The sequence below is a fragment of the Stenotrophomonas sp. RG-453 genome, from assembly GCF_033843685.1.
Taxonomy (GTDB): domain Bacteria; phylum Pseudomonadota; class Gammaproteobacteria; order Xanthomonadales; family Xanthomonadaceae; genus Stenotrophomonas; species Stenotrophomonas bentonitica_A.
Genome location: NZ_JAMYED010000002.1, coordinates 228179 through 241557, shown reverse-complemented (window position 1 = coordinate 241557; position 13379 = coordinate 228179). Strand labels below are relative to the sequence as shown.

General features: G+C 61.6%; 12 protein-coding genes. 4 read left to right on the top strand and 8 right to left on the bottom strand.

Translation table 11 applies throughout. From position 1 onward, the window contains the following. Positions 1-5 precede the first annotated feature (5 nt). The 6 genes from NJD74_RS03645 to NJD74_RS03620 form a co-directional block, all read right to left on the bottom strand. On the bottom strand, positions 6-1241 hold the full coding sequence (locus tag NJD74_RS03645) for an efflux RND transporter periplasmic adaptor subunit (protein ID WP_319623684.1): 1236 nt from the start codon (positions 1239-1241) through the stop codon (positions 6-8). After that, positions 1238-2488, bottom strand: a complete 1251-nt coding sequence (locus NJD74_RS03640) for a TolC family protein (RefSeq protein ID WP_319623683.1) — start codon at positions 2486-2488, stop codon at positions 1238-1240. Before NJD74_RS03640 ends, NJD74_RS03645 begins: the two co-directional genes overlap by 4 nt. 91 nt (positions 2489-2579) lie before the next feature. Then, complete coding sequence (locus NJD74_RS03635; protein WP_319623682.1) at positions 2580-2948, bottom strand: hypothetical protein; 369 nt, start codon at positions 2946-2948, stop codon at positions 2580-2582. A gap of 243 nt (positions 2949-3191) precedes the next feature. Further along, complete coding sequence (locus NJD74_RS03630) at positions 3192-4661, bottom strand: hypothetical protein (protein ID WP_319623681.1); 1470 nt, start codon at positions 4659-4661, stop codon at positions 3192-3194. Positions 4662-5565: 904 nt separating this feature from the next. Continuing rightward, positions 5566-6783: a type II toxin-antitoxin system HipA family toxin gene (locus NJD74_RS03625; RefSeq protein ID WP_172407554.1), complete on the bottom strand. Its 1218-nt coding sequence runs from the start codon at positions 6781-6783 to the stop codon at positions 5566-5568. Then, positions 6783-7169, bottom strand: a complete 387-nt coding sequence (locus NJD74_RS03620; RefSeq protein WP_172407555.1) for a helix-turn-helix domain-containing protein — start codon at positions 7167-7169, stop codon at positions 6783-6785. The genes NJD74_RS03625 and NJD74_RS03620 overlap by 1 nt, the downstream gene beginning before the upstream one ends. Before the next feature lie 1010 nt (positions 7170-8179). On the opposite strand from NJD74_RS03620, the gene NJD74_RS03615 reads away from it, so the two are divergent. Genes NJD74_RS03615 through NJD74_RS03600 form a run of 4 tightly spaced genes read left to right on the top strand, consistent with a single transcriptional unit; the run spans position 8180 to position 12127 of the window. Beyond that, complete coding sequence (locus NJD74_RS03615; protein ID WP_319623680.1) at positions 8180-9082, top strand: TIM barrel protein; 903 nt, start codon at positions 8180-8182, stop codon at positions 9080-9082. A gap of 26 nt (positions 9083-9108) precedes the next feature. After that, positions 9109-10794 carry a GMC family oxidoreductase gene (locus NJD74_RS03610; RefSeq protein ID WP_319623679.1) on the top strand — a complete coding sequence of 562 codons (1686 nt, stop codon included), beginning with the start codon at positions 9109-9111 and terminating at the stop codon, positions 10792-10794. After that, complete coding sequence (locus NJD74_RS03605) at positions 10794-11369, top strand: gluconate 2-dehydrogenase subunit 3 family protein (protein WP_070473480.1); 576 nt, start codon at positions 10794-10796, stop codon at positions 11367-11369. Before NJD74_RS03610 ends, NJD74_RS03605 begins: the two co-directional genes overlap by 1 nt. Then, positions 11369-12127 (top strand): DUF1080 domain-containing protein, encoded by a 759-nt coding sequence (locus NJD74_RS03600; RefSeq protein ID WP_070473479.1) that lies wholly within the window; start codon positions 11369-11371, stop codon positions 12125-12127. Before NJD74_RS03605 ends, NJD74_RS03600 begins: the two co-directional genes overlap by 1 nt. 39 nt (positions 12128-12166) lie before the next feature. On the opposite strand, the gene NJD74_RS03595 is transcribed toward NJD74_RS03600, so the two are convergent. Further along, positions 12167-12457 (bottom strand): cytochrome c, encoded by a 291-nt coding sequence (locus tag NJD74_RS03595; RefSeq protein ID WP_070473477.1) that lies wholly within the window; start codon positions 12455-12457, stop codon positions 12167-12169. 21 nt (positions 12458-12478) lie between these two features. Then, positions 12479-13360, bottom strand: coding sequence for a sugar phosphate isomerase/epimerase (locus NJD74_RS03590; protein WP_319623678.1), 882 nt, complete (start codon positions 13358-13360; stop codon positions 12479-12481). Positions 13361-13379 lie beyond the last annotated feature (19 nt).

Sequence of the window (13379 nt, the reverse complement as noted above, 5' to 3'; positions counted from 1 at the left end):
CGTCCTTAGTGGTCGTGGCTTGCGCCGGACTTTTCGATGTCGGCACGAATCAGATAGCTCTGCTCGGAGACGTACCGGGTTCCCGGCTTGAGCCCATTCAGAACCTCCACGCGCTCGCCATCGCGCCTACCCAGTTCAAGCATCCGCACCTCATAGCTGTCGCCCACTTGGGCGAACACCACGGTGAAGTCCCGGAAACGCTGAAGGCCCGATTCTTTTACCGTTAAAGGAACCTCCGTTTCCGCGATGACGACCTCGGCGGATACGGCCATTCCCGGTCGCCACTTGCCTTCGCTGTTGGCAAGGGCCACGCGTGCCACCACGGTCTGGCTCGCGCTGGCCAGCGGCAGGAGGCCCTGCAGCTTTCCCGTTGCTTCCAAACCACCTGTTGCCGAACGGATGGTTACCGCTTGGCCCGGGGACAGGCGCTCGGCGTCGCTTCCCAGCGCACGCAGATCCACCCAGACCTCAGAAAGGTCAGCAATCTCGAACAACGTGTTGTCGGCAGCGACATCTCCTACCGCCGTGTTGCGTGCGAGCACGACACCACTGAAAGGCGCCGTGACGGAGTAGGTCCGCATGCTGTCATTGCCCTCCACCGTGGCCAGCGTCTGACCGGCCGAGACGCGTTGTCCCATCTCGACCGCCACACTGCGGACCACGCCCGGGAAGCGTCCCTTCACCGCAGCGAATCGACCGGTGTCGACTGCGACGTTCCCCATAAGGGCGACAGTGTCCCGGATGACCCCTGGTTCAGCGGACTCAACCACGACACCTGCGTCGGCAGCCGCTTTCGGATCTATGGTGGTGCGCCCTTCGTACGAGGCGTATGCCCAGTTGTAGTTCTTCCCACCCACCACCGCGTCGGCTTTGACGTCAAAGGAGTGCGGTTCAACCACCTCCCCGTTGCCCATCAGGTAATCATTCTCTGGAACAAAGCTGAAGTTGTTGATTTCGCCGTCTAGTCGCTTGAGTTGCATCGTCGCTTTGACTTCGCCAGGTGCCAGCGGCTTGTCGTTGCGATAGGCATACAGCCGGAACTGCGGCGGGGTATTGGTTTCGTAAACAGTTACTTCAAGGGCGAAGTCGCCGTCGCGAAGCATGCGCCCGCGATGCGGCCCTCGTTCGTAATCGCCTGCGGCCGCAGCAGTGGCTTCAGGCTTGTCTCCCTGCGACGGTTCGTTGCCGCCACATGCAGCCAAGGCGAAGGGGAGCAGGATCAAGAATACGTATCGGTTCATGGGCGGATGTCCAGGGCAGAAGCAGTGAGGCGGTCGGCCTCGACCAGGAGACGGAGATAGCGGGCGGCGGATTCGACTTCCCGTTCGCGAAGGTCGAAGAGCCTCTGCTGCGCCTGGCTTAGTACCAGGAAGGAGAAGCGTCCTTCCTCAAAGCCTCTGCGGCTCTGATCAAAGGCCTGCTTGGCCTTTGGCAACTGGCGCTGGCGCACTGACTCCACTTCGGACTGCGCTTGCTTGAGCTGCTGGTAGATGCCAAACAGCTCCTGACGCACCTCCAGCATTTGCGCCTCGCGCCTGTATTTGAGCGAGGTCAGCTCGTAGTCTGCTTCGGCGACGGAGAAGTCCGATCGCCGCCGGCTCCCCAACGGGACAGCGATGGACATCACCAGGCCGCTGTCTTTGGTGGCTTCCAGTCGGCGAATGCCGAGGCCAACGCTGACATCCGGCTTGGCGCTGGCCCGGGCGATCTCCCTTCTTGCACCCAGAACCCCGGCCTGGGCCTCCATGGCCCGCTGCTGTGGTGTCGTGGCGAGGCGTAGGCTCAGATCATCAAAATCGTCCAGAGGGGGAAGGACCCCGGTATCCCCTGCAACCGAGCCGAAATCCGGGCTGGGCGCCCTCCACATGGCCGCCAGCGACATCCGCGCGCCTTCCAGGGCCTGCAACGCCTGCTCCCGCTTCAACTCGGCATCAAGCAGGGCGATCTCGGCGGATCTCAGGTCCGAGTCCGGATTGCGGGCGGCCGCTACCCAGCGGGCCACTTCACGACGCATGGCTTGGGCCATTTTGATGCGCTCTTCGGCGTGCTCGACATGCTCCTGAGCGGCCAGCACGTCGACGAAGCGCCCCGCGGCCAAGGTGGCGATAGCGATACGGGTGACGTCCGCTTCGCTTCGGGCGGCGTCCACCTCGGCGCCGCCGAGCGCTTGGCGCGCTGCCCGCTTCCCACCTAGTTCCAGAACCTTGGAGACGCGAAAGGTGGATTCCGCGGCGTCCAAGCCGCTCAGGCCACCTGAGCCAGCCACGTTCTCAAGCTCGCCGCCAAGGACGAGCGGCGTAGGCAATGCCTCCCGGCCCGCACGGCTTCTGACAGCTTCCAGTTGAGCGGCGTCTGCCTGGACGCGGGGATGAGTGCCCAGGGCACGGGCAACCGCATCCTCCAGGCGCAGCACTTCAGCGGCGTGGCCAGGCACGGCCACACCGCAGGCGCCGGCTAAGGCCAGCGCCCACAAACTACGTAATTTCACGGAAAATCTCCGACAAATGGTCATGACGACGCGCTGCCGGCCACCATTTGGTGGACAGCGCTCTCAGGCCGCTACAGCGCGGCAGGAGTCGTTAGACGATCGGAGGTCTGAAAGGTGAGCCGCGATGGCCGGAGGGCTCATCAACGGAGTGCAGGCCGGGCAACAAAGATGCCGGCGGAACCGTAGCCAGGTTCAGATTCGAGGACACCAGCATGCCGGCAAAGCTCACATCAGCCTGGTGAAGGACGCTGTGGACGCCTGATGCATGCTTCGGATCTACGTTGTCGCCATGTCCAGGGGCGTGTGAGTGCCCATGCTCCGCCGTTGCAGCGATGTCGTGCTCGGCAGTGTGGAGCTCGCCCTGCTGGATCACAATCGGCCGAACAACAACGCTCAACAGCATCAGCACAAAAATGCTGAACCGGATGAGTCGACGGTGGCGGGCCGAGAAGGCGGACATGAAATGAAGAATAGTCGTACCGAACCTGGGTTGTCGAGAGCGTTGAGTTGGGGGGGAGCGCGGCCTGCTCCAATATAGACTCGCCTCTCGAGGAACGCGTCGCTCAAGCCCGCTCCGATCGACCCTGCCTCAGGCGTGGTCGCCCAAGGTGTCCGGTTCTGGCCGATAGCCGGCCCCGAGGGTGGGCGGTGTCTACCCTCGGCCCCTTGGGCGATTCAGTCACGCTCGCCTAAACTAAGTGCGCTATTTCCCTCTAACAAGTCCAGCTACTTCTAGTGCCTTAACCCTCTCGCGATAGGACGCACGGAACTCTGTGAAGGAATGGCTCATTGTATGTCCTGCTCTAGACCACCTCTCGACATCCCAGCCGCATTCTACTAGCTCAGATACAGAGAATGTAAATTCCAGTGTCTCAGTGAAGAAAGGGAGGAAGGGATAAACTTTTTCATAGTCGAGATCGCCGGAAGGGCCGTGCACGAAGTAGTTCCTGCACTTCACTGCCAGTCCCAGAACTTGCAGAAGTTCCGGAAACCACGGTTCCAGACTGTTTAGTAAGATCTCGCCCCGATGTTTAACTTTTGATGTAAGTGTCGAGCTGCCGAGCCTTGAGAGGGCCTGGAGCATTGAGTCGCGTTGTGGTGAGACGGGGAGATCCCGGAATAGCAGCCTTGTCTGACTGGCAGCCGCCAGTAGACGGTCAGGCAACTCTGGCGGTTGTGGGCAGTCTTCTTTGGGAAGAAGATCGAACATGTTGGCCGCTGCTACGAGGCGATTGGTGGTGTAACGGTTTCCGTACTCTATGCCGTTAGCGTGCTGTACCCGTGCGGCGAGCCTCTTGGGATCCCTTGCGATCCAGGATGACATGACGTTGCAGAACTCTACTGTTCGCGTTGCCGCGTCTAGTGGAAGGTCAAATCGAAGCGATGTGGGAAGCTTCTCGACGGAAGACGCGCGTGCCATGCATACGTGAACCGTGTCCGGCAAAGAAAGCTCGTCCTGCGAGAACCTTCGTGCAGTGAACTGGTGTGCTGTCTGGTGTCGACCACTTAGCATTGTTAGGAATCTTAGGATCACGAGTATGCGGGTAGCTGCTTCGTTGAGCGTAATTGGTTCGCTCATATCCACGCTGATGCGTACAACGTTCGTGATTCCTACACCGTGAGCTGTACCAGATTCTCCACTGGGACTGTTAAAAATGCTGATACGGCCTAGATTGGTTTCTAGCTCTGCAATCGTTGTCTTTCCACTAAAGTACGCCACCTGCGCACCATCGAATACCTCTTCCCTGGAATCTCCTATCAGCGCCTTTAGGTCTTCAGGTTTAGGGAATATCCAGCCAAACGCAAGACGGTCGCCGACGAGTGCTCCCAGCTCCTCTGTGGTGAAGGAGATTGAGTCGATCTCTGCGGCACTCTGATCTAACCACTCTCTCCCTATTACCACGTAGTGAGGAAATAAGGTGGATGACGTGTAGCTGTTCTCTTCGCCGTGGATCGTGTTGGTCTGGCCGCGTGGGATGCAGTCTATGCAGCTGATCGCCTCGCCCTTTGTCGACCTTCCATATATTTCGTGGGGAAGTGACTCCATATCTACCGCAAAGCTAGTGCTAAGCACCAACTCGGATCTACTTCCGGCGATGGATAGTTGGCCTATAGCTTCTCCCGCCTCATCCAGCTTGAAATTTCCAACATAGATTTCTGAGGGGGCGCGCATAACGTCGTCCGATTGTTGTCTTTGCAGTTGTTGCCGTAGGCAGGACTCTTGCTACTGGTTGCCGTGGCGCATTGCGGATTTTGAGCGCAATCATTGCACAGTCAGTACTCAGTGTATGCTCTCGGTGTTTGAGTTGCTTGTCTGCTTGTCTGAACCGCCCGAGCCGCGGTAGGCAGGCGCTGTCCGTCTGAGTGCCCGATTTTGGCTGAAGGCCGATATCGGCGGTCAGTGGCTCTGATTGCCAAGCGCCGCGGGATAATGGACAGCCCTCCCAGAAAGGGGGCGTTGAGCCGGGGCCACAGGATGCGGCCTCAGATGGCCGCGCGGCGTGGATCGCGCAGGGCAATATCAATCGAGTAGCACATTCTTCCAAGCGTTTTAAAACAGGTGCCCTGCTCATGTCTACGCACGCTGACTCCTGGGATTTGGCAACTGCATTACGAGATATGTCCGCCGATCTTGCGAAACACGTACACGCTTCAACTCTCCCGGCGTCCAAGGAGCTGGACAGCTGGCTGGACTACATCAACAAGGCGGCCCGCGTGTATTGGGCGCTTGAGAGCGCCTGCGAAGATCTGATTGAAGACGGCGCTACGGAGGCTAGAGTTCAGGCGCTCAAAGAGGCCTTGACCCGCGCTCAGGGGCAAAGTGAGTATTGGCCTAGAAAGGATCGATGGTAGATCGCGCTGGGCTGTGGATGTCTCTAGACAGCATCTGAGAGTTGATCAGGTAGCGGGTGCTCGGAGTTTTTCCAGCTGCCGCGGCAGCGGAAAGCGCACTGCATGGCTCCTCCGTCTGCCGCACTCCGTTTAGTAGCAGGCCCTCATACACAAATGGACCTGCACCGGCATAGTGTCAGCGTTGTAATTGGAACTAGGCCAATCGTTGCCGGCCAGTGGGTGGTCTACGAGTCGAGCAAGCACGGGGGGTGCCCGGTCACCAATTTTTCGAACCGCGCTAGCGAAGGTTCGAAGCATTGTCGTAACCCTGGGACCTGGTCAATTCGATCGCTTTCGGTGTACATGACCACATGCATAGCCTCCACCAGCCGGGCGATCCGAGCGAGCGGGTCGACAACCTTGCAGCTATTCTTCCCAAAATCTTCCAAATCCACCCTTGCTGCCAACAGACCCTTCTGGTGATTCAAGGTCAGCGCTAACACATCACTGGGAAGGTAGCAGGTGGTACAGACGATATCGTAGGCCGGCGACATTTTCACGGTGTCCTGTGCAGGATTCTCGTAGGTCACGCCGAAGTTCTTCAGGTGCGCATCACCGTTACCGACCAATACTGACAGTGCGACTTGGTCGAATAGCTGCGCCAACGCCGCCCGCCGATGCTCCACCGAGCAGTAGGCATTGAGTATCTGGGCAACCTGCTCATAGCTGAGGCTGTACTTCCAGCTTGCGTTGAGTCCCGCAAGGACCGCAATGTCCTCAAAGCCTATTGGTGCCCCTGCCTGCGTGCGATCAAATCGCCGCATGACAAATCGTTTATTGTCTGCTGAAAGGAAAAAATCCGGTACCGGAATACCAGCTTCCTTGGCGATGGACATGCATAGGTATTCGTTGATGGCCAAACCGGGGAAGTGGGCGCCTTCGGTCTTGACGATGAGTTCTCGTGTGGGCAGAAGTGCCTTTCCGAATACTGCCCCTGATTGCTCTGGGACCAGAAGCTTCGGCTGCATGCCAGAGACGCCTGACCGCATCAGGTAGGCGTCGGTCAGTTCTTGGAACAAATCGCCTGTTCCTTGGTCTGCCAGCAACTGAGAAAGTTCAATGCCCATCGCCGCACCGGGGGTGAACTCAGGGCTTGTGACAAAGACACGGCCAATGCCAGCTTCACCACCCGCCATCGCCAAAAGGAGCATGGGATCAAGCGTGGATGTCTTCCCAAACCGACGCTGAAGCATCTCCAGCATATGGCCCTCCGGAAGGTTCATTTGGAAGATGGACATGAGTTCGTTGTCTTCATACGGCTCCATGCGTACGGGCATACCCAACGAGACAGCGGAGGGGGGTAGGGCACTTGGCGCGTAGTTGAAGGCGTAGTAGCCCACGTAGTCCAACTGCCCCGATAGACCCTGGGGCGTGGACACCGTCATGCTTGTGCGCTTGACCATCATTTGCTCCCTATCGGCTGGCCCGGCTCGGTCTTGCCACTAGCGGTCACGCGCCGCCGACGGGGACCTTGCACGGCACTGTCTGCGGCCACCTTCTTCCCAGGCGCGTGATGTCCGTACATGGCATGAGGTGGCGCCAGCCCGAGCAGCGACCGCAGTTCTACCGTGGTGGGCTTGGAGGCAGGCACTACGCTTAGTTCGCCGCCCATGCTTTCCAACACCGCCACCACGGTACCGAGCGCGATCCCGGCTGCACCCTTCTCCAGCTCGATGATCGTTTTTCGGTTCACGCTGGCGGCGGCAGCTAAGGCCGATTGGCTTAGGCCACGCTGGACGCGCATGCTCCGGATCTGGTGAGCAAGGCGGAGGAGGATGACATCTTTCATGTCCGTTATTATACACATGATTGACCAGGTGTCCGTAAAAACGGTCAGGTCAAGGTCCGTAATACGTCACAACGAATACGAAATGTCCAATATAATGGACATTTCGTATCTTTGTGTGACAAGACGGGCTCAATGATGCCACGGCGGCAAGGTTCACCTCGCGCGATCTGAGCTCCCTGGAGCTCTAGCCCCAATTTGGCGCCGCGGGACGCCTCCTGCGTGTGCCTCTTCGGATCCAGTCAGCGATCCAGGGCGAGCTCCTCCAGTGTTCTGACATGAGTCTAGTTACATTCAACGCGCGGACATGCGGAGTCTGTTCCGGTAGCGACTGGCAGTCGAGGCACCAGCCCAACCTGCCGGACTATCGCGCGGGTGGTTGAGCGTTCAACAGCTCTGAGCGGCTCATACGCTTTGTATAGGTGGCTCCTAATGATTGGAGCAATTTTGTTGCGTTTGAAGCCGCGGTGGGGCCGCCAAGGGATGATTCGTGACAAAAGGGTATAGCCAGTTGTGGTGTTTATTTATCTAAGCCAATGATTTCAAAGGGGTAAATGGTGTCTTTCCGGAGCATTGGTGGATAGACCCCTTTTGATTTCTGATTTTTACGGATGCAAACAGAAACCCCGGTAAGCCGCTGTGCTTGCTGGGGTTTTTCTTTTTTGCACGGGAAGCTCTGCTTCCTGCCGGTTTGACGCCTGTCTTCTGCCCGTAGCCATGGCACGATGGGTCACAACTCAAGGGAGAAGTTGCGCCAAGCGATGACTCGCCGGCGATAAGCGGATCCTGCTGCGCGGCGGCACTGTCCTTCCGTAGCCCCGTGAACGCGATTGCGTGGCGCGCCGCTCTCCCATCGCACGCACACGGCGACCGGCATCACGCGCGTTGTGCCCTGCAGCATGCATTTTCGTGCACCGCGTCTTGCAAAAAAACGATGTCCTCCTCTATGGTGCAATCGATTGCATTGCAGCGGATCGCCAGCGTTTGACACCGGTTGGGAGGCCGGAAGACGGATGTCCATCCATTCGATCAGCCCGGCATCGGGGCCGGCCGGGGGTCTCACGCGACGCGATGCGCTGCGCATGGCGGCCGCAGCGAGCCTTGCCTTGGGCGCTGCGGCGGTGTTGCCTGCATCTGCCGGCACCGCGTCGCTCAAGGGCAACCTGAGGCATTCCGTCGCCCGCTGGACCTTCCCGCAGCAATCGGTGGCCCAGCTTTGCACGACGGTGAAGGACATCGGGTTCGCCGCCATCGATCTGGTCGGCCCGGAAGACTGGCCCACCCTGAAGGCCCATGGCGTATACAGCTCGATGTGCAACGGCGCGGAGCTGGGCCTTACCAAAGGCTTTGCCGGCCGTGCGTTCCACGACCAGCTGGTGGAGCGCTACACGCGGCATATCGACCTGGTGGCCGATGCCGGTTACCGCAACCTCATCTGCTTTTCCGGCAACCGCAACGGGATGGACCCGCAGGAGGGCATGGCCAATGCCGAGGCCGGCCTCAAGCGCATCCTCGGGCACGCCGAGAAACGTGGCGTGGTGCTGGTGATGGAGCTGCTGAACTCCAGGGTCGATCATCGCGACTACCTGTGCGACCACTCCGCCTGGGGCGTGGAGCTGTGCCAGCGGCTCGGCTCGGACAACTTCGGCCTGCTGTACGACATCTATCACATGCAGATCATGGAGGGCGACATCATCGCCACCATTGGCAGGCATCACGACTGCTTCAAGCATTACCACACCGCGGGGGTGCCTGGCCGACACGAGATCGGGGACCAGCAGGAACTCAACTACCCCGCCATCTGTCGCGCGATCCGCGACACCGGTTTCGATGGGTATCTGGCGCAGGAATTCATGCCTGCGGCACCAGATCCCGTCGGCTCGCTGCGCGAGGCCATCGGCCTCTGCGACGTCTGAAACGATATCCACCAGGTGAGAAATCCATGGCAGACAATCATTACGACGCGATCGTCGTTGGCTCGGGAATCAGTGGCGGTTGGGCGGCGAAGGAATTGACCGAGAAAGGCCTCAAGGTCCTGATGCTGGAACGCGGGCGCAACATCGAGCACGTCAAGGACTACGTCAACGCGATGAAGGAGCCGTGCGACTTCCCGCATCGCAACCGGCCTACACAGGCGATGAAGGCCGCCTTCCCCGTGCTGATGCGCGACTACGCGCTGGCCGAGAACCTGCAGGGCATGTGGGCCGACGAACAGGAATCGCCGTACATCGAGACCAAACGGTTCGACTGGTTCCGCGGCTACCATGTCGGCGGGCGTTCGCTGATGTGGGGCCGACAGAGCTATCGCTTCTCCGACCTGGATTTTGAGGCGAACCTCAAGGACGGCATCGCCACCGACTGGCCCATCCGCTACGCCGACATCGCGCCGTGGTACGACCATGTGGAGAAATTCGCCGGCATCGCCGGTACGCGGGAAGGGCTGGACGTGTTGCCGGACGGCGAGTTCCTGCCGCCGATCCCGTTGAACATCGTCGAGAAGGACGTGGCCGCCCGGATCCGGAAGGCCTTCGGCGGCACCCGGCACATGATCCACTCGCGCACGGCGAACATCACCAAGCCGATGCCCGAGCAGGGCCGGGTCAACTGCCAGTACCGCAACAAGTGCATCCTCGGCTGTCCCTTCGGTGCCTATTTCTCCACCCAGGCGGCGACGCTGCCGGCGGCGATGAAGACCGGCAACCTGACCCTGCGGCCGTTCTCCATCGTCAAGGAAGTGCTCTACGACAAGGACCGCAAGCGTGCACGCGGTGTGGAGGTCGTCGATGCGGAGACCGGCCAGACCTACCAGTACACGGCCAAGGTGATCTTCCTCAACGCCTCCTCCTTCAACTCGACCTGGCTGCTGATGAACTCGGCCACCGATGTGTGGGAGGGTGGGCTGGGCTCTTCGTCCGGTGAGCTGGGGCACAACGTGATGGACCATCACTTCGGCGCAGGGGCCTCCGGTCGGGTCGAGGGTTTTGAGGACAAGTACTACTTCGGCCGTCGTCCCTGCGGCTTCTACATTCCCCGCTTCCGCAACGTGGCCGCTGACAAGCGCGGCTACCTGCGCGGCTTCGGCTACCAGGGTGGTGCCAGCCGCACGGGGTGGTCGCGCGAGATCGCCGAGCTGAACATCGGTGCCGACCTGAAGGAGGCGCTGACCGTGCCCGGTGACTGGCGCATCGGCATGACCGGCTTCGGCGAAATGCTGCCGCACCACGACAACACGATCCGCCTGGACCGGGACCGCAAGGACAAGTGGGGATTGCCGGTGCTGGCGATGGACGTCGCCATGCGCGCCAACGAACTGGCCATGCGCAAGGACATGGCCGCCGATGCCGCCGAGATGCTGGAGGCCGCCGGCGTCAAGGACGTGGAGATGCACGACAACGACTACGCCCCGGGCAAGGGCATCCATGAGATGGGCACCGCTCGCATGGGACGGGACCGCAGGTCCTCCGTGCTGAACCAGCACAACCAGGTCTGGGATGCGCCCAACGTCTATGTGACCGACGGTGCCTGCATGACCTCCAGCGCGTGCGTGAATCCATCATTGACCTACATGGCGCTGACCGCGCGGGCTGCCGACCATGCCGTGCGCGAACTGAAAGCGGGGAACCTGTGATGGACCGTCGCGAACTGCTGAAAATGATCGTCGCCGCCACCGGTGCGGCGATGGTCGGCCTGCCTGCGCTCGGTCAGGCACAGGCGCCTGCCGCAGGAGCGAAGGCGCGCTTCTCCGATGCGGATGTTGGCACGCTGGACGAGATTGCCGAGACCATCCTGCCACGGACGAAAACGCCGGGGGCGAAGGACGCGGGCGCCGGCGCGTTCATGGCGACGTTCGTCAGCGACTGCTACACCGCCCGGCAGCAGGCGACGTTCCGTGCCGGCCTGGCCGATATCGACAAACGCGCCGGCGGCCGCTTCGTTTCACTTGCGCCGCAGGCGCGCACCGAACTGCTGCGCGCGCTGGATGCAGAGGCCAGGAAGCACGCGGTCGAGGTGAACGAAACCGGCACCGCCGAAGCAGGAGAGCCGATGCCGCATTACTTCACGATGTTCAAGCAGCTGACCATCTTCGGTTTCTTCACCTCGAAGGTCGGCGCGACCGAAGTGCTGAAGTATGTCGCCGTGCCGGGTCGCTACGACGGCGACCTCGCCTATGTTCCCGGTACACCCGCCTGGGGGACCAGCTGATGGATCACGCCATGAAGATCACGCCGCTATTGATCGCCGCCGGTGTGCTGGCCGCTGCACCGGCGTTCGCGCAGGCCGGTGCCGATCCCGTTCGCGATCCAGCGAAGACCGAGGTGTGGACGCCCGTGCCCGCGAGCGTGGCCACGCCGCCGGGAGGTGCGCCCTCCGACGCGGTCGTGCTGTTCGATGGCAGGGATGTTTCCGCCTGGGAGTCGGAGCAGGGGGGGCGCGTGCCCTGGAGCGTCGCCGACGGTGCGCTGACCGTGGTTCCCGGAAGCAAGGGCATCCGGACCCGGCAGCGCTTCTGCGACATCCAGCTGCACGTCGAATGGCGCTCGCCCATCGCGACAAAGGGCTTCAACGGCCAGGATCGGGGCAACAGCGGCATCTTCCTGCAGGAACTGTATGAGCTGCAGGTGCTCGACAGTTACAACAATCCGACCTATGCCAACGGCCAGGCGGCCTCGCTCTACAAACAGGCCATGCCGCTGGTGAACGCCTCGCGTGCACCGGGCGAGTGGCAGGCCTACGACATCATCTGGAAGGCACCGCGCTTCTCGCCGGGCGGCGGGCTCACCTCGCCCGCCCGCATCACCGTGCTGCACAACGGCGTGCTGGTGCAGGACGACACCGTCCTGGCGGGAAAGACCGAGTACATCGGCGCGCCGTCGTACACGCCGCATGCGTGTGCGCCGATCTACCTGCAGGAGCACGATTCCAGGGTCAGCTACCGCAACATCTGGGTGCGCGAGCTGTAGCGCCGGCACGAAACGGCAGCCGGCGCCGGCGCGGGCAGCCTAGTGCGCCAGGTAACTGGCGATATCGTCGATCTCCTGGGGCGACAGCTGTGGAAACGGCGGCATCAATCCGCCGCCCTTGCTGATCTTCTCCTTGATCTGCGCCGGCTGCAGCCGCTTGGCGACGTCGGTGAGCGCGGGGAACGTTGGCGGAACACCGGCGCGCTCGGCACCGTGGCAGGCCGTGCAGTGGGTTGCGTAGAGGGTCGCGCCGGCCGCGGGGTCGTTCTTGGACCACGCCTCAGGCACAAGCAGCGCAATCGACGCCAGTACGGCGAGGATCGGGATCAATCTGAAACACGTATTCAAGCATTACTCCTTTGCTGGCTGGCGCGGTGCGCTGGCGGGCAGGCGGGCGGGCAGGTGTCTGCGCAGGTAGTCCGCCCCGGCCTGGATGACCTTGGCCGGATCACGCGGCTGGTCGTGTTCGATGATGTACCACCGCACCCCGGCATCGGCCGCGGCCGGCAGGATCGTGTTCCAGTCGAGGACACCCTGGCCGACGGCGGCAAAGCCGCCTTCGTCTTCGGCGTGGCCCTTCGGCGCATTGTCCTTGGCGTGTACCGCGAACAGGCGGCCGCGGAATGTCTCCAGCATGGCCGCCGGGTCATGGCCCGCACGCGCGACCCAGGCCAGGTCCAGCTCGGTCAGCAGATCGGGTCCGGCGGCCGCGAACAGCAGTTCCAACCCTGTGCTGCCGTCGAAGTCGACCAGCTCGAAGTCGTGGTTGTGGTAGGCCAGCTGCATGCCCTTGGCCCGTGCCTGCGTCGCGATTCCGCCGAGTTCCAGGCCCAGTGCGGTCCAGCCTGCGGCATCGGTCGGCCGATCCTTCGCATCCAGATAAGGCACCACCAGGGTGGTGTTGCCGATCGACCGGTTGAAGGCCACCACGCCGTCCAGGTCCTTGCGCAGTTCGGCCAGTGGCACGTGCGAGGAAATCGCCCTGATCGAATACCGGTCCAGCAACTGCTTGAGTTCGCTGGCGCTGACGCCCTGCGTGCCCACCGTTTCCACCGCATCCACGCCGGCGTCGTGGACGATCTTCAACTGCTGGTCGAGCGGGCCGGCGTTGCGCAGTGTGTACATCTGCACGGCGATGGGCTTGTGCGGGCTGGCGGCTTCGTATGCCAGGACGGGCAGGGCAGCGAACAGCAGCAGGGCGAGGGTGGCAGTTCTGCGGGCAGGCGTGTTCATCATGAGATGCTCCCGGGGT

Bases quoted from the DNA above. Each gene is read 5' to 3' on its own strand.
- NJD74_RS03645 (WP_319623684.1), bottom strand. From the start codon at position 1,241: ATGAACCGATACGTATTCTTGATCCTGCTCCCCTTCGCCTTGGCTGCA.
- NJD74_RS03635 (WP_319623682.1), bottom strand. From the start codon at position 2,948: ATGTCCGCCTTCTCGGCCCGCCACCGTCGACTCATCCGGTTCAGCATT.
- NJD74_RS03630 (WP_319623681.1), bottom strand. From the start codon at position 4,661: ATGCGCGCCCCCTCAGAAATCTATGTTGGAAATTTCAAGCTGGATGAG.
- NJD74_RS03625 (WP_172407554.1), bottom strand. From the start codon at position 6,783: ATGGTCAAGCGCACAAGCATGACGGTGTCCACGCCCCAGGGTCTATCG.
- NJD74_RS03620 (WP_172407555.1), bottom strand. From the start codon at position 7,169: ATGAAAGATGTCATCCTCCTCCGCCTTGCTCACCAGATCCGGAGCATG.
- NJD74_RS03615 (WP_319623680.1), top strand. From the start codon at position 8,180: ATGTCCATCCATTCGATCAGCCCGGCATCGGGGCCGGCCGGGGGTCTC.
- NJD74_RS03610 (WP_319623679.1), top strand. From the start codon at position 9,109: ATGGCAGACAATCATTACGACGCGATCGTCGTTGGCTCGGGAATCAGT.
- NJD74_RS03605 (WP_070473480.1), top strand. From the start codon at position 10,794: ATGGACCGTCGCGAACTGCTGAAAATGATCGTCGCCGCCACCGGTGCG.
- NJD74_RS03600 (WP_070473479.1), top strand. From the start codon at position 11,369: ATGGATCACGCCATGAAGATCACGCCGCTATTGATCGCCGCCGGTGTG.
- NJD74_RS03590 (WP_319623678.1), bottom strand. From the start codon at position 13,360: ATGAACACGCCTGCCCGCAGAACTGCCACCCTCGCCCTGCTGCTGTTC.